Annotated in this window: 14 protein-coding genes; 11 read left to right on the top strand and 3 right to left on the bottom strand. The window is 61.9% G+C overall.

The window, feature by feature from the left end; translation table 11 throughout:
* Positions 1–133: 133 nt before the first annotated feature.
* Complete coding sequence (locus OKW20_RS01470; protein ID WP_043616666.1) at positions 134–715, bottom strand: NYN domain-containing protein; 582 nt, start codon at positions 713–715, stop codon at positions 134–136.
* 464 nt (positions 716–1,179) lie between these two features.
* Here OKW20_RS01470 and rpoZ point away from each other — a divergent pair, with 464 nt between their 5' ends.
* The 8 genes from rpoZ to era all read left to right on the top strand — a co-directional run bounded on the left by rpoZ (position 1,180) and on the right by era (position 8,067).
* Positions 1,180–1,587 carry a DNA-directed RNA polymerase subunit omega gene (rpoZ, locus tag OKW20_RS01465; RefSeq protein ID WP_034804144.1) on the top strand — a complete coding sequence of 136 codons (408 nt, stop codon included), beginning with the start codon at positions 1,180–1,182 and terminating at the stop codon, positions 1,585–1,587.
* 213 nt (positions 1,588–1,800) lie between these two features.
* Positions 1,801–4,035: a RelA/SpoT family protein gene (locus OKW20_RS01460; RefSeq protein ID WP_402316122.1), complete on the top strand. Its 2,235-nt coding sequence runs from the start codon at positions 1,801–1,803 to the stop codon at positions 4,033–4,035.
* Between the two features lie 165 nt (positions 4,036–4,200).
* A complete protein-coding gene (locus OKW20_RS01455; protein WP_065377015.1) occupies positions 4,201–4,350 on the top strand; it encodes a DUF3563 family protein in 150 nt (49 codons plus the stop codon).
* Between the two features lie 188 nt (positions 4,351–4,538).
* Positions 4,539–5,093: a DUF2062 domain-containing protein gene (locus OKW20_RS01450; protein WP_192447420.1), complete on the top strand. Its 555-nt coding sequence runs from the start codon at positions 4,539–4,541 to the stop codon at positions 5,091–5,093.
* The gene (acpS, locus tag OKW20_RS01445; RefSeq protein WP_429169785.1) at positions 5,090–5,509 is read left to right on the top strand and encodes a holo-ACP synthase; all 420 of its coding nucleotides are present in this window, start codon (positions 5,090–5,092) and stop codon (positions 5,507–5,509) included. The genes OKW20_RS01450 and acpS overlap by 4 nt, the downstream gene beginning before the upstream one ends.
* A 160-nt stretch (positions 5,510–5,669) precedes the next feature.
* Positions 5,670–6,413 carry a signal peptidase I gene (lepB, locus tag OKW20_RS01440; RefSeq protein WP_043616659.1) on the top strand — a complete coding sequence of 248 codons (744 nt, stop codon included), beginning with the start codon at positions 5,670–5,672 and terminating at the stop codon, positions 6,411–6,413.
* Positions 6,413–7,129 (top strand): ribonuclease III, encoded by a 717-nt coding sequence (gene rnc / locus OKW20_RS01435; protein ID WP_429115475.1) that lies wholly within the window; start codon positions 6,413–6,415, stop codon positions 7,127–7,129. Before lepB ends, rnc begins: the two co-directional genes overlap by 1 nt.
* A gap of 8 nt (positions 7,130–7,137) precedes the next feature.
* On the top strand, positions 7,138–8,067 hold the full coding sequence (era, locus tag OKW20_RS01430) for a GTPase Era (RefSeq protein ID WP_043616701.1): 930 nt from the start codon (positions 7,138–7,140) through the stop codon (positions 8,065–8,067).
* 80 nt (positions 8,068–8,147) lie between these two features.
* On the opposite strand, the gene arsC is transcribed toward era, so the two are convergent.
* Together arsC and OKW20_RS01420 are read right to left on the bottom strand one after the other, a co-directional pair.
* Positions 8,148–8,576, bottom strand: coding sequence for an arsenate reductase (glutaredoxin) (gene arsC, locus OKW20_RS01425; RefSeq protein ID WP_429169783.1), 429 nt, complete (start codon positions 8,574–8,576; stop codon positions 8,148–8,150).
* A gap of 102 nt (positions 8,577–8,678) precedes the next feature.
* Complete coding sequence (locus OKW20_RS01420; RefSeq protein WP_043616654.1) at positions 8,679–9,668, bottom strand: glycerophosphodiester phosphodiesterase family protein; 990 nt, start codon at positions 9,666–9,668, stop codon at positions 8,679–8,681.
* A 180-nt stretch (positions 9,669–9,848) separates the two neighbouring features.
* On the opposite strand from OKW20_RS01420, the gene OKW20_RS01415 reads away from it, so the two are divergent.
* The 3 genes from OKW20_RS01415 (at position 9,849) to OKW20_RS01405 (ending at position 14,942) form a co-directional block, all read left to right on the top strand.
* Positions 9,849–10,847 carry a glutathione S-transferase family protein gene (locus OKW20_RS01415; RefSeq protein WP_429169781.1) on the top strand — a complete coding sequence of 333 codons (999 nt, stop codon included), beginning with the start codon at positions 9,849–9,851 and terminating at the stop codon, positions 10,845–10,847.
* Positions 10,848–11,184: 337 nt separating this feature from the next.
* Complete coding sequence (locus OKW20_RS01410) at positions 11,185–12,492, top strand: class I SAM-dependent methyltransferase (RefSeq protein ID WP_429169779.1); 1,308 nt, start codon at positions 11,185–11,187, stop codon at positions 12,490–12,492.
* 140 nt (positions 12,493–12,632) lie between these two features.
* Positions 12,633–14,942: a Tex family protein gene (locus OKW20_RS01405; RefSeq protein ID WP_429169777.1), complete on the top strand. Its 2,310-nt coding sequence runs from the start codon at positions 12,633–12,635 to the stop codon at positions 14,940–14,942.
* Positions 14,943–14,953: the final 11 nt, after the last annotated feature.

Genomic DNA, 14,953 nt, shown 5'->3' with positions numbered 1-14,953 from the left:
CGCCCACCGCGCGCTGAAAAACCTGCCGGCAATTTTTGAGATTTTTGAGAAAAGTTCAACGATCGACGTCGTTGATGCGGGGCGTTTCGAATGGCGCTCGCGCAATCGCGCGCCTTGCGTTCGGGCGAACGCTTCAGATCTCGACCGGATCGGCCACCGGCTCGGTGTTGTGGCGCGGGGTGCGCTCGGACGGTTCGCGGCCGATTTCGGCACGCAGCGTTGCAAGATCGATAAAGTGGTCGGCCTGACGGCGCAGGTCGTCGGCGATCATCGGCGGCTGTGTCGACATCGTCGAGACGACGGAAACCTTGCGCCCCTTGCGCTGCAGCGCTTCCACCAGCGTGGTGAAATCGCCGTCGCCGGAGAAGATGACGAGGTGATCGACGGTTTCGGACTGCTCCATGGCATCGATCGCCAGTTCGATATCCATATTGCCCTTGATCTTGCGGCGGCCGAGCGAGTCGGTGAACTCCTTGGCCGGCTTCGTCACGACCTTGTAACCGTTATAGTCTAGCCAATCGATGAGCGGGCGGATTGAAGAGTATTCCTGATCCTCGATGAGGGCCGTGTAGTAGTAGGCGCGCAATAGATAGCCGCGCTTCTGGAATGCTTTCAGGAGCTTACGGTAGTCGATGTCGAAGCCGAGGCTTTTCGATGCCGCGTAAAGATTCGCGCCGTCGATAAAGAGTGCGATTTTTTCGCGGGGGTCGAACATCGTCTTTCCTTTTTCAATAGCGGCGCATCAAAGGCCGCCTGCCGGCGGGTGCGCAAAAGTAAGTCGATTACATTAATAATTGCTGATATGGCAAATAATGTAGCTTATGTATTGCATTATTCCAGCCGCGCGCTCGCGAATATAGCTAGTTTTAGCAGTTGCTATAGATCGTCCACATCTCTGGGTCGCCTTTTCCATCAGGGGCTTCATTCCCGGCCTGATTATGCAACCTAAATGTGTGGGCGACGTTTCCAGCTCATTCGCATCGCATTTTATCACGAAGTGTGACGTTACGTGAGCGTCCCTTGAAGGAAAAACTTGAACTTGCCTTGTTTTGATTGTATCCGGGCGCTTAATTCCAGAAATCGGACCCGATGAGGCGCCGTCAGGCGACTGCTCCGGTTTCGTGTTGTCAATCCGTGCAGCGGCGATGCCGCCGCGCTTCGAGCCCAAAAGGACAGGCAATGGCCCGCGTCACCGTCGAAGATTGCATCGACAAGGTCGATAACCGTTTCGAACTCGTTCTGCTTGCCAGCCACCGCGCGCGCCTGATTTCTCAGGGCGCCGCCATCACCATCGACCGCGACAACGACAAGAACCCCGTCGTCGCGCTCCGCGAGATCGCAGATGAGACCCTGTCTCCTGGCGACCTCAAGGAAGACCTGATCCACTCGCTGCAGAAGCATGTTGAAGTGGACGAGCCCGAGCCCGATCCGGCTTCGCTGCTCCAGACCGATGCTGAGACGACCTTTACCGAAGTCGCCGAGGACGAAGATCAGCCGGAAGCCATCACCTTCGACCGCATGTCGGAAGAAGAACTGCTTGCCGGCATCGAAGGTCTCGTGCCGCCGGAAAAGAGCGACGACTACTGAGATCCGTCGCGGAACGCCCGTTCCCACGTGTTTTCAAAGCAGTGCGCCACTCGTATGATTGGCGCACTTTTTTATTGATTTCTTCTAGAGCGGGAAATGGAAAGTGTTTGCGGTTTTCCGCCTGCATCCCGCTCTAAATTAGGAGAACGATCACGTTTATGATTTTAGGTCGGTGGGACCTGAAATCATCATGATCTAGAGGATCGCCAGCGAATGATGCGCCAATACGAGCTCGTTGAGCGCGTGCAGAAATACAAGCCCGACGTCAATGAGGCCTTGCTCAACAAGGCCTACGTCTATGCGATGCAGAAGCATGGCCAGCAGAAGCGGGCAAGCGGCGATCCCTATATATCCCACCCCCTGGAGGTGGCGGCAATCCTGACGGAGATGCGTCTCGACGAGTCGACCATTGCCGTTGCTCTTCTGCACGACACGATCGAGGACACGACGGCCACGCGGCAGGAGATCGACGATCTCTTCGGCGAGGATATCGGCGCGCTCGTCGAGGGGCTGACGAAGATCAAGAAGCTCGATCTCGTTACCAAGAAGGCCAAGCAGGCGGAAAACCTACGCAAGCTGTTGCTCGCCATTTCGGACGATGTGCGGGTTCTGCTCGTCAAGCTCGCCGACCGGCTGCACAACATGCGCACGCTCGACCACATGTCGGCGGAGAAGCGCGCCCGCATCTCCGAAGAGACGATGGATATCTACGCGCCACTCGCCGGCCGCATGGGTATGCAGGACATGCGCGAGGAGCTCGAAAACCTCTCGTTCCGCCATATCAACCCCGAGGCCTTCGAAACGGTCACCCGGCGGCTGGAGGAATTGTCCGAGCGCAACGAGGGCCTGATCAAGAAGATCGAGGACGAGCTTCGCGAATTGCTTCAGGCGGAGGGCCTGAAAGCGGCACAGGTCAAGGGTCGGCAGAAGAAGCCCTATTCGGTCTTCCGCAAGATGCAGTCGAAGTCTCTGTCCTTCGAACAACTGTCCGACGTCTGGGGCTTCCGCATCATCGTCGACGATATCCCGGCCTGCTACCGCGCGCTCGGTATCGTCCATACGCGCTGGCGCGTCGTTCCCGGCCGTTTCAAGGACTACATCTCCACCCCGAAGCAGAACGATTACCAGTCGATCCACACGACCATCGTCGGCCCGTCCCGCCAGCGCATCGAGCTGCAGATCCGCACGCGCCGCATGAACGACATCGCCGAATACGGTATCGCGGCCCATTCGCTCTACAAGGACGGGGAGGGGAAAGAGGGTGCGTCGGCAGATGCGGCTCTGTCGCCGACGTCGAATGCCTATTCCTGGCTCCGGCGCACGATCGAATCGCTCGCGGAGGGCGACAATCCGGAAGAGTTCCTGGAGCACACCAAGCTCGAACTGTTCCAGGATCAGGTCTTCTGCTTCACGCCCAAGGGCCAGTTGATTGCGCTGCCGCGCGGCGCGACGCCGATCGACTTTGCCTATGCCGTCCACACCAATATCGGCGATACCTGCGTCGGCGCCAAGATCAACGGCCGTATCATGCCGCTGGTCACCCGCCTCAACAATGGCGACGAAGTGGAAATCATCCGCTCAGGCATCCAGGTGCCGCCGCCCGCCTGGGAAGAAATCGTCGTTACCGGCAAGGCCCGCTCGGCGATCCGCCGCGCAACGCGTGCGGCCATCCGCAAGCAATATGCCGGCCTCGGCTATCGCATTCTGGAGCGCACCTTCGAGCGCGCCGGCAAGACCTTTTCGCGCGAGGCGCTGAAGCCGGCGCTGCATCGGCTCGGCCAGAAGGAGGTCGAGGACGCCATCGCCTCCGTCGGCCGCGGCGAGCTTTCCTCGCTCGACGTGCTGCGCGCAGTGTTCCCGGATCATCAGGACGAGCGGGTCACGGTGAAGCCCAGCGCCGACGACGGCTGGTTCAACATGCGCAGCGCCGCCGGCATGGTGTTCAAGTTGCCGGGCCGCGGCAAAGATGCGAACGGCGTCGCCCAGGCCGAAGGGCCGGAGGCCCTGCCGATCCGTGGTCTTTCGGGCAATGCCGAAGTGCATTTCAGCCCGGCCGGGGCCATTCCCGGAGACCGCATCGTCGGCATCATGGAGAAGGACAAGGGCATCACCATCTACCCGATCCAGTCGCCGATCCTGCAGAAGTTCGATGACGAGCCGGAGCGCTGGATCGATGTGCGCTGGGATCTGGACGAGGCCAACAGCAGCCGCTTCATCGCCCGCATCGCAATCAGCGCCTTGAACGAGCCGGGGACGCTTGCCGAGGTGGCCCAGGCGATCGCCACCAGCGACGTCAATATCCGGACTTTGTCGATGGGGCGCGTGGCTGCCGACTTCAGCGAACTGCAGTTCGACCTCGAGGTCTGGGACCTGCGTCAGCTCAATCATCTGATCACGCAGCTCAAGGAATTGCCAAGCGTGTCCATGGTGAAGCGCCTGTTCGAATAAGGCGACTGGCTGCGCCCTGCGCAATTGCCTGCAAAACAGGCAGGCTGCGCATGGCGAAACGGCAAGCCATGCCAATGGCGCATGGCTGCCGCCATTTCCTGTATCTGGTGGAACAGGGACCTCTAAACTATCTTCTCGGTCGGGAGGTAAACAAAGAGGTTTGCCATGTTTAATCAGTTGAAGAAGATCACCCGCGCTCTGCGCGTCCCCACTCAGGAAGAGCGCGAGCTCGCCTATCTCAATAGCTCGGTCGACCGTATCGACCTCGAGTACCGCCAGCGCCAGATCGATCGCGGCCTGTTCCGTAACTACTAAGCCCGCTGGGTCCCGTCTTCTGGCGGCATCCTGAGCCATGCGTTCGCCGGATGGCTCGCCTGCGACATGCGCGCGGCGCCTGGGCGGGTTGCAAGCGACAGGCAGGACGCCTATCTTGCGGCCAGCAAACAGGCGGACGCGCGGTCTTGTGCCGGCTGACGGCTTAAAGACGCGGTCATGACGGCATAATGTTATTCAGGCGCAGAAAACCGGTTACGATTTCCGAAAGGCTGCGGTCCATCCTTTGGCCGCGCAAAGGGTTTGCGCGCGGCCTGCGTTATGTGACGCTGCGCGTGTTGCGCCTTTCATCGACACCGCATTCGATCGCCGTCGGCGTGGCGGCGGGTGCCGCTTCGTCCTTCACGCCATTTTTCGGCCTGCACATCATTATTGCCGTTGCGCTCGCTTTCCTGTTCTCCGGTAATCTCGTCGCAGCGGCGATCACGACAGCGCTCGCCAATCCCGTGACGATCCCGATGATCCTGACGGCGTCCTACGAACTTGGGACGGCGATCCTCGGCGTCGAGAGCGCGCACGCCGCAAGCTCGGCCGACGTCATGCGCATGGTCGAGCACCTCGATCTTCCGGCTCTTTGGGGTCCGGTGTTCAAGCCGATGCTGGTGGGCTCGTTGCCGCTTGCGGCAGGCGGCGCCCTTCTTTCCTACATTGCGGCTTACCAGGCGGCCCGGCTCTTTCAAAAGCGCCGCCGGGCACGCACCAAAGAGCTCGGATCCTCTTCATGATCATAGGCATAGGCAGCGATCTGATCGATATCAGACGGATCGAAAACTCGCTTTCCCGCTTCGGCGAACGCTTCGTTCAGCGCTGTTTCACCGAGATCGAGATCGCCAAGTCCGAAGGGCGGAAGAACCGCGCGGCATCTTACGCCAAGCGCTTCGCCGCCAAGGAAGCCTGTTCGAAGGCGCTCGGCACGGGCCTCGCGCAAGGCGTCTTCTGGAAAGACATGGGCGTCATCAATTTGCCGGGCGGCAAGCCGACGATGAACCTGACCGGAGGTGCCGCAGCGCGTCTGGAGCAGATGCTGCCGCCGCATCATCGCGCCGCCATCCATCTGACGATTACCGACGATTTCCCCCTGGCCCAGGCCTTCGTGATTATCGAGGTGCTGCCCGTTGCCCCGATTGAGGGAACGGTTTAGAGCATTCCGCTGGAAAAACCGGCCCTGACCAATTGAAGGGGCGGCGGTTTGCAGCATATGAGACCGGGATTGCGCGCAGTCCAAAGCCGGACCGAGAGTCCGGACAAAAGTTGAGAGCAGGCCCCGTGCGGGCGTTGCGATGATAAAGGAACACAGTAGCGTGGCAGAAAAGACAGAAGCGAAGCAGAGCGGCCTCTGGGAGAACGTGAAGGTCGTCATCCAGGCATTGCTCCTGGCTTTGGTCATCCGTACGGTTCTCTTTCAGCCCTTCACCATTCCGTCCGGCTCGATGATGCCGACGCTGCTGGTTGGCGACTACATCTTCGTCAACAAGTTCGCCTACGGCTTCTCCAAGTATTCGCTGCCGCTTTCGCCCGACCTGTTCTCTGGCCGCATCTTCGCAAGTGAGCCGAAGCGCGGCGATATCGTCGTCTTCCGCTTCCCGCCGAACCCGGATATCGACTACATCAAGCGTCTCGTCGGCCTTCCGGGCGACCGCATCCAGGTGCGCAACAGCATTCTCTACATCAATGACAAGCCGGTTGAGCGCACGCCGGATGGCGGTTTCCGCGCCGACGACCAGTACGACACCGGCGCCGACGTTCCGGTTTTCCGCGAAACGATGGACAATGGCGTCTCCTATGACACGCTTGACCAGTTCCCGGATGCACGCGGCGACAACACCCGCGAGTTCATCGTGCCCGCCGGCCATTACTTCATGATGGGCGACAACCGCGACAACTCGGCCGACAGCCGCTTCGACGTCGGCTTCGTGCCGGCCGAAAACCTGGTCGGCCGCGCCAGCATGATCTTCTTCTCGCTCGGTCACGACACGTCGTTCCGCCAAGTGTGGAAGTGGCCGACGAACCTGCGCTACGACCGTCTGTTCAAGGCGGTCGAATGATGAAGTCGCGGTCGCTGGGCGCGGAGGATCGGGTAAAGCTTGAGGCCGTGATCGGTTATCAGTTCGCGGAGAAGGAGCGCCTTGACCGGGCGCTCACCCATTCCAGCGCGCGAAGCGCCAAGGGTTCGAACTATCAGCGCCTCGAATTCCTGGGCGACCGGGTGCTCGGGCTTTGCGTGGCAGAGCTTCTGTTCCAGACCTTTCGCGATGCCAATGAGGGCGAGCTTTCGGTCCGGCTGAACCAGCTCGTCAGCGCCGAAAGCTGCGCCAAGGTCGCCGACGACCTGGAGCTGCACCAATTCATCCGCACGGGCTCGGACGTCAAGAAGATAACCGGCAAGGCGATGATGAATGTGCGGGCGGATGTGGTAGAGTCGCTGATCGCCGCCATCTATCTCGATGGCGGTCTCGAAGCTGCCCGCGGCTTCGTGCTGCGCCATTGGAAAGACCGCGCAGTGCGCGCCGATGGGGCTCGCCGCGATGCAAAGACCGAATTGCAGGAATGGGCGCATGCCAAGTTCGGCACCGCGCCAGCCTACCGGACGGATGAGCGTTCCGGCCCTGACCACGACCCCCGCTTCACGGTAACCGTCGAAGTCACGGGTGTCGCGCCGGAGACCGGAACGGACAGATCCAAGCGCGGAGCCGAACAGGTAGCCGCGACGAAATTGTTGGAACGCGAAGGCGTGTGGCGGAAGAGTTCCGCCGGAAATTGACGGAAAACATGACGGACATGGAAAAAGATACGGCCGCCGAAGGCGCGCCGACCCACTCGGGCTTCGTGGCGATGATCGGCGCGACCAACGCCGGCAAATCGACCCTGGTCAACCGCCTCGTCGGCGCCAAGGTTTCGATCGTCAGCCACAAGGTGCAGACGACGCGCGCGATCGTGCGTGGCATCGCCATTCATGACAACGCCCAGATCGTTTTCATGGACACGCCCGGCATCTTCAAGCCGCGCCGCCGGCTCGACCGCGCCATGGTCACGACCGCCTGGGGCGGCGCCAAGGATGCGGACGTGATCATGTTCCTGATCGACAGCGAACGCGGCCTGAAGGGCGATGCGGAAGCGATCCTCGAGGGCCTCAAGGAAGTGCACCAGCCGAAGATCCTGGTGCTGAACAAGATCGACCAGGTGCGTCCTGAAGACCTCTTGAAGCTGGCGGCTGCCGCCAACGAGACGATCAAGTTCGAGCGCACCTTCATGATCTCGGCGCTGAACGGCTCGGGCTGCAAGGATCTGATGGATTACCTGGCCGAGACGCTGCCGGAAGGCCCCTGGTACTATCCGGAAGACCAGATCTCCGATCTGCCGATGCGCCAGCTCGCCGCCGAAATCACCCGCGAAAAGCTCTTCTTGCGTCTGCATCAGGAGCTTCCCTACGCCTCGCATGTCGAGACCGAGAAGTGGGAAGAGCGCAAGGACGGCTCGGTGCGCATCGAGCAGGTGATCTATGTCGAGCGCGAGAGCCAGAAGAAGATTGCGCTTGGCAAGGGCGGTGACGCGATCAAGGCGATCTCGACAGCATCGCGCAAGGAAATCTCCGAGATCCTCGAGCAGCCGGTGCACCTGTTCCTGTTCGTCAAGGTACGCGAGAACTGGGGCGACGACCCCGAGCGCTTCCGCGAAATGGGCCTGGAATTCCCGCGATAAGGCCGCGCGCACACCGTCTGGTGTGATGTTTTTCGGCACCCGTTGAAACGGGTGCCGTGCCGCTCACCGCCGAGGTGGGCTCAAGCGCCTGAAACGCGCTTTCCATTCGCATCGAGAACCGGTTCGCCGTCCTCCTTCGAGAACGAGCCCTTCTGCGTGTCGGGCAGGATGTCGAGCACCCGTTCGGACGGGCGGCAGAGCCGTGTGCCGATCGGGGTGACGACGAAGGGGCGGTTGATAAGGATCGGGTGCGCCATCATCGCTTCGAGCAGCCGTTCGTCGCTGACCGTGGGGTCGCCGAGCCCAAGCTCCGCATAGGGCGTGCCTTTCTCGCGAAGAGCGTCACGCACGGTCAGGCCGGCATCGGCTATCATCTTTTCCAGCGCCTGCCGAGACGGCGGCGCCTGGAGATACTCGATCACCGTCGGCTCGATACCGGCGTTGCGGATCATCGCCAGCGTGTTGCGCGAGGTGCCGCAGGCGGGGTTGTGGTAGATCGTGACGTTCATGTGCTTGCCTTCCGCGGGATTGAGACCGCCGTTGCGGCCAGCGTCGACGGTTGCTCAAAGCCATAGGGGCGAAGCTCGCCGCAGGCAAGCCGGCCGCCCGCGTCAGTTCGTACCGGCGTCGGCGACCTGCCGCTTTGCGAGAGCCGGGCCGATCATCTCGATCCGGTTGGTCCAGATGTAACCGGAGAACCCTGGCGGTACCATTTCCAGATCCTGCATCGTGTCGATGCCGGTGGTGGAGTCGCCACCGTCAAAGGGGCCGAGCAGGATGATCTCGCTTCCGGCCGCCTTCATCCGCGCAGCAAAGCGGTCGGGCCAGCCCCAGAGAAACGGCGCATAGTTTCCCGGTACGGCGACGAGGGTGTTCTTGCACGCGTCCGGGACGATGCCGGTCCAACCATAGCCGAAGTACTGCATCAGGCATGCCTTCGTCGACGTCCGGTCGTAACCGCGCATGCCCTCCAGGCGTTTCAGCGTCTCGCGGGTCGGCTCTTCGCCGCCATAGACGCCGAAAACGGCCTCCTGCCATTGCGGTTGCGCCTCGACGCGCGCCGCGAGTTCTGCGCCTTCTTCGGCGCGCCGGCTCTTGAAGTTGATCAGGAACTTGCGGTCGGGCAGGGCGGCCAGCACCTCCTCGAGCGTCGGCATCTGGCCGACGCCCTTGCCGCGGAAGGGGAAGGTCTTGCCGCCGTCGGCCGTATAGCCGTAGCCGATGTCGAGAGACTTCAGCGTCGCCATCGGCGTTTCCTCGGTCACACCCTTGGCCTCTGTCCGGCAATCGAGCGTCCAGTCGTGGAAGACGGCGAACTGTCTGTCGGGCGTCAGATGCACGTCGAGTTCGACGACATCGGCGCCTACCTCGAAGGCCGCCTGCATCGAGGCAATCGTGTTTTCGAGATAGGGATGCTCCGGCGTCCTGATGATCGTCGCCGTACACGTGTCCCTGCCGACATTCTCCTTCGGATAGGTTTGATGCATGCCCCGGTGGGCAAGCAGCTTTGCGGCACCCGCCGGCGGCGCGATGAACAACGATGTGTTCATCAACCACACGACCGCGACAAACAGCACGAAAATGGCAAGCGCTTTCTTCATCCTGATTCTCCTCTGGGAATCGGGATTGCCCGACATTGTGGCGCGACGATGTTGCTTTGCACGTATCGCGTGCGTGCATGTCGCGGATTGCGAACAATGTGTCACCCGTGCGCGCGATTGACCGTGAGCCGGGCCCCGTGAGAGGTAGCCGTCACTGACGTGCGATCCAGGAGAAGTGAGATGCCGCAACTCGTCGAAGGAAAATGGGTCAAGGGCGACGTTGCGGCGAGCGAGATGAAGGGCGGCGCGTTCCACCGCGAGCCGACGCGGTTTCACCGCTGGATCACGCCCGAAGGCAGGCCGGGCCCGGACGGGCAAGAAGCCTTGCCGGCCGAGGCCGGACGCTACCGCCTGTTCGTTTCCTATCTTTGCCCCTGGGCCTCGCGCACGATCGCCTTCCGCAATCTCAAGGGCTTACAGGACATTGTCGGTCTGACGGTTTCCAATCCGGAACTGGGGGAAGACGGCTGGGTTTATGACGAACCCGTTGATGCCGGCGCGCGCGTCGGCAAGATCCGCTTCCATCACGAACTCTATGTGGCGAGCGACCCGACCTACACCGGTAAGGTCTCTGTTCCGGTACTCTGGGACATGCGGGAAGGGCGGATCGTCAACAACGAGTCCGCCGATATCATCCGCATCCTGAACTCCGCCTTCGACGGGCTCACCGGCAACCGGCTCGACTTCTACCCCGAGGCCCTGCGCGCCGAGATCGAGCGCTGGAACGGCCCGATCTACGAGCGTGTCAACAATGGCGTCTATCGCTCCGGCTTCGCCAAGACACAAGGCGCCTATGACGAGGCGGTGGCAAGCCTGTTCGGCATGCTCGACGAGCTGGAAGCCCACCTTGCGGACAACCGTTATCTTGCCGGCGAGCACCTGACAGAGGCCGACATCCGCCTCTTCGTCACCCTGGTTCGCTTCGACGCGGCCTATCACGGCGCGTTCAAATGCAACATCCGCCGGATCGAGGACTATCCGGCGCTGTCGAACTACCTGCGCGAGATCTACCAGTGGCCAGGCATCCGCGAGAGCGTGCGCATCGACCACATCAAGCGCGGCTACTACGGCATTGCCCACATCAACCCGACGCGCATCGTGCCTGCAGGCCCGCTGCTCGATTTCGACCGACCCCATGACCGCGCGCGTCTGCCCGGTCTAGGCGTCGCTGAAATCTAGGTTTGTTTCTCAGCATTTGCTAAGGAAACAAATTTATGAGGGGCCATAAAGAACCCATTGCCAATCGATCGAAGCTTCCTACCTTAATTTGAGTTCTGATGGATAAGAGCCCGATGGCGGCGGCCTGACGAATTCTCGGCGCGGCACCCAAGAGGAGCCAGATGTGTCCCGCCGGATACCCGTGAGGCTACGCTCGTGCCGGTTCTCGCCGCTTCCGGACGCGCTGGCGCCTGTTCCCGATGCGCCCCGTGCAACCACTCCTGAAGCCCCGAAAGAGCCGACCCTTCGCATCTCTCATGCACCAGGACACGTTCGATAGGTCTGGTAGGGGTGGGATATGAATGCAGCATTGTTGACATTGCTTCGCCGTCTGGTGCGCAACGGTAACCTGACGGTCGTATTTTCTTCCGGTGAAGAAGTGATCCTGGGTGACGGCAGTGGAAAGCCGGCATCAATCCGCATCATCGATGCGGAGGCGGAGGCGGCGATCGTTCGCGATCCCGCTCTTCGCTTCGGTGAAATGTACATGGACGGGCGTGTCGTCATCGAGAAGGGCGATATCTTTGACGTGCTCTCGATCGTGAAGAGGAACGGGCTCGAGAACGCCGCAACGGCGACCAATACGTTGGCGGCCCTCTGGCATGTGTTGCGCCAGCAGATGCGGAGCCGCATGCCGGTCAACCGCAACCGGCACAACGTCGCCCATCACTACGATCTCGATCGCAAGCTCTTCAACCTGTTCCTCGATGAGGACTGGCAGTATTCCTGCGCCTATTTTCAACCGCGTGGAATATCGCTCGATGCGGCCCAACTCGCCAAGAAACGGCACATCGTGGCAAAGCTCCTGCTGGAGCCCGGCCAGAAGGTGCTGGAGGTCGGCTCCGGCTGGGGCGGCATGGCCATGTATCTGGCCGAATCCTCGGGCGTTGAGGTTACCGGCATCACGCTCAGCGAAGAGCAGCTGAAGGTCTCGCGTGATCGCGCCGCCAGGCGCGGGCTCTCCGATCGCGTCCGCTTCGAACTGCAGGACTATCGCACCCTGCAAGGCCGGCAGTTCGACCGCATCGTGTCCGTCGGCATGTTCGAGCATGTCGGCATCGGCAACTACGGCAACTTCTTCGAGAAGATGAACGCCCTGTTGAAGCCTGACGGCGTCATGCTGCTGCATTCGATCGGCCAGATCTACAAGCCCTGGGCCACCAATCCGTGGATCGAGAAGTACATCTTTCCCGGCGGCTATATCCCGGCGATTTCGGAGGTTTTGCCTTCCGTCGAGCGCACGCGGCTCCTGGTGAAGGATGTCGAAATCCTGCCGATGCATTACGCCTGGACATTGAAAGCCTGGCGCGAGCGCTTCGTCGCCCGGCGCGAGGAGGCGATCAAGCTCTACGACGAGCGGTTCTTCCGCATGTGGGAGTTCTATCTGGCTGCGTCGGAGACGGCCTTCCTCTACGACAAGCACTTCATCTTTCAGCTACAGATCTCGCCGTCTCTCAGTGCGGTTCCGGCCTCGCGCGGCTATATCGAGGAGAGGGAGCGGCAACTGATCGAGTTCGAAAAGCGCCGCCCACCGCTCGAACCCGTCAACACCTGGGATGCCGTGCCTGAGCAGGAGCATGTCGAGCCTGCCGCCATGGCGTGCTGAACCATCGGCCGTCCCGCCTGAAAGCTGGGCGGCCGATCCATCTTCTGTGGAGTTCCGGTTTTCCGCCGAAGGCCTTCACTTGGCCTTCAAGGTCTGCGCCTTTATGGTCGCCGACCAAACAGCAAAGACGGAATTCCCATATGGCCAGCCCTGCAAAACCCATCGCCGCCATTATCGCCAGCGAAATCAAGGCAACACCTTCGCAGGTCGTTGCGGCGGTCGAGCTGCTTGACGAGGGCGCCACGGTGCCGTTCATCGCACGTTACCGCAAGGAAGTGACGGGCGGGCTCGACGATACGCAGCTGCGTACGCTTGCGGAACGGCTGACCTATCTGCGCGAACTCGAGGCGCGCCGGGCATCGATCCTCGAATCGATCCGCGGCCAGGACAAGCTGACCGCCGAACTCGAAGCCAAGATCGCCGCCGTCGAAACCAAGGCCGAACTCGAAGACATCTATCTGCCCTATAAGCCGAAGCGCCGGACCAAGGCCGAGATCGCCCGCGAGCGTGGCCTCGGGCCTCTGGCAGAGGCGATCCTTGTCGATCGCTCGGTGGCACCTGCCGACCGCGCCGCCGCCTTCCTGACTGCCGAGGTGGCCGACGTGAAGACGGCGCTCGACGGTGCGCGCGACATCATCGCCGAAGGTATGACGGAGAATGCCGATCTGCTCGGCCGCCTGCGCAACCACATGAAGGGCGCCGCCTTCCTGCGCGCCAAGGTCGTCGACGGCAAGCAGGAGGCGGGCGCCAAGTTCTCCGACTACTTCGATCATTCCGAGCGCTGGGCAACGACACCGGGCCACCGGGCGCTGGCCATGCTGCGCGGCTGGAACGAAGAGGTGCTCTCGGTCGACATCGTCGTCGACCAGGACGACACCTCGCCGGTCAAGCCGGTCGAGCGCATGATCGCCGCCGCATACAATGTTGGCGGTCACCTGCCGGGCGACAAGTGGCTTGCCGAGATGATCGGCTGGACCTGGCGCGTGAAGCTTTCCATGTCGCTGTCGCTCGACCTCATGCGCGAACTGCGCGAGCGCGCCGAGGAAGAGGCGATCCACGTTTTTGCCCGCAACCTCAAGGATCTGCTGCTGGCGGCACCTGCGGGATCGCGGGCGACGATGGGGCTCGACCCGGGCATCCGCACCGGCGTCAAGGTCGCCATCGTCGACGGCACCGGCAAGTTGCTCGAAACGACGACCGTCTACCCGTTCCCGCCGAAGAACGACGTCCGCGGCACCCAGGCCGAACTCGCTTCGCTGATCCGCAAGCACAAGGTGGAACTGATCGCCATCGGCAACGGCACCGGCAGCCGCGAAACCGAAAAGCTCGTGGCCGACATGCTCTCGCAGCTTCCGGCGCCGAAGCCGACGAAGGTCATCGTCTCCGAGGCCGGCGCCTCGGTTTATTCGGCGTCCGAAACCGCCGCCCTGGAATTCCCCGGTCTCGACGTTTCGCTGCGCGGCGCGGTCTCGATCGCCCGTCGCCTGCAGGATCCGCTCGCCGAACTCGTGAAGATCGAGCCGAAGTCGATCGGTGTTGGCCAGTACCAGCACGACGTCGACCAGTCGAAGCTCAGCCGCTCGCTGGATGCGGTGGTGGAAGATGCGGTGAATGCCGTTGGTGTGGACGTCAACACGGCTTCTGCTCCGCTGCTTGCCCGTGTGTCCGGTCTCGGCAAATCCTCGGCCGAGGCGATTGTCGCCCATCGCGACGCGACCGGCCCCTTTGCGAGCCGCAAGGAACTGTTGAACGTGCCGCGTCTTGGCGCCCGCACCTTCGAACAATGCGCGGGCTTCCTGCGCATTCCGAACGGCAAGGAGCCGCTCGACGCATCCTCGGTCCATCCGGAGGCCTATGGTGTCGCCAAGAAGATCGTTGCGGCCTGTGGTCGCGACGTTCGGGCGTTGATGGGCGACAGCGTCGCGCTGAAGAGCCTCGATCCAAAGGTCTTTGTCGACGAGCGCTTCGGCTTGCCGACGGTCAAGGACATCCTTGCGGAACTGGAAAAGCCCGGCCGCGACCCGCGCCCGAGCTTCAAGACCGCGACTTTTGCCGACGGTATCGACGACATCAAGGATTTGAAGGTCGGCATGCAGCTCGAGGGCACCGTGACCAATGTCGCCGCTTTCGGCGCCTTCGTCGATATCGGCGTGCACCAGGACGGCCTCGTGCACGTGTCGCAACTCGCGGATCGCTTCGTCAAGGATCCGCATGAGGTGGTAAAGGCCGGCGATGTGGTGACCGTTCGTGTCACCGAGGTCGATGTTCCCCGCAAGCGGATCGGCCTCACCATGCGCAAGGATGGTGGCGCCGAGACGGGCCGCGAGCCGCGGTCAGGCGCACCGGGCGGCAACAACAATCGTGGCCCGGCCCCGCGCCAGCAGAAGCCGCAGCAACCGGCTCAGGGCGCTTTCGGTGCGGCGCTGATGGAAGCGATGAAGCGCAAATAGGGCAGGGCTTC

It is taken from the genome of Ensifer sp. LBL, from assembly GCF_050435225.1.
Classification (GTDB): Bacteria; Pseudomonadota; Alphaproteobacteria; order Rhizobiales; family Rhizobiaceae; genus Ensifer.
Note: the sequence above shows the minus strand (reverse complement) of the source record. Positions and strands in the feature narration are given on the sequence as shown.

Bases quoted from the DNA above. Each gene is read 5' to 3' on its own strand.
- OKW20_RS01470 (WP_043616666.1), bottom strand. From the start codon at position 715: ATGTTCGACCCCCGCGAAAAAATCGCACTCTTTATCGACGGCGCGAAT.
- rpoZ (WP_034804144.1), top strand. From the start codon at position 1,180: ATGGCCCGCGTCACCGTCGAAGATTGCATCGACAAGGTCGATAACCGT.
- OKW20_RS01460 (WP_402316122.1), top strand. From the start codon at position 1,801: ATGATGCGCCAATACGAGCTCGTTGAGCGCGTGCAGAAATACAAGCCC.
- OKW20_RS01455 (WP_065377015.1), top strand. From the start codon at position 4,201: ATGTTTAATCAGTTGAAGAAGATCACCCGCGCTCTGCGCGTCCCCACT.
- OKW20_RS01450 (WP_192447420.1), top strand. From the start codon at position 4,539: ATGTTATTCAGGCGCAGAAAACCGGTTACGATTTCCGAAAGGCTGCGG.
- acpS (WP_429169785.1), top strand. From the start codon at position 5,090: ATGATCATAGGCATAGGCAGCGATCTGATCGATATCAGACGGATCGAA.
- rnc (WP_429115475.1), top strand. From the start codon at position 6,413: ATGAAGTCGCGGTCGCTGGGCGCGGAGGATCGGGTAAAGCTTGAGGCC.
- era (WP_043616701.1), top strand. From the start codon at position 7,138: ATGACGGACATGGAAAAAGATACGGCCGCCGAAGGCGCGCCGACCCAC.
- arsC (WP_429169783.1), bottom strand. From the start codon at position 8,576: ATGAACGTCACGATCTACCACAACCCCGCCTGCGGCACCTCGCGCAAC.
- OKW20_RS01420 (WP_043616654.1), bottom strand. From the start codon at position 9,668: ATGAAGAAAGCGCTTGCCATTTTCGTGCTGTTTGTCGCGGTCGTGTGG.
- OKW20_RS01415 (WP_429169781.1), top strand. From the start codon at position 9,849: ATGCCGCAACTCGTCGAAGGAAAATGGGTCAAGGGCGACGTTGCGGCG.
- OKW20_RS01410 (WP_429169779.1), top strand. From the start codon at position 11,185: ATGAATGCAGCATTGTTGACATTGCTTCGCCGTCTGGTGCGCAACGGT.
- OKW20_RS01405 (WP_429169777.1), top strand. From the start codon at position 12,633: ATGGCCAGCCCTGCAAAACCCATCGCCGCCATTATCGCCAGCGAAATC.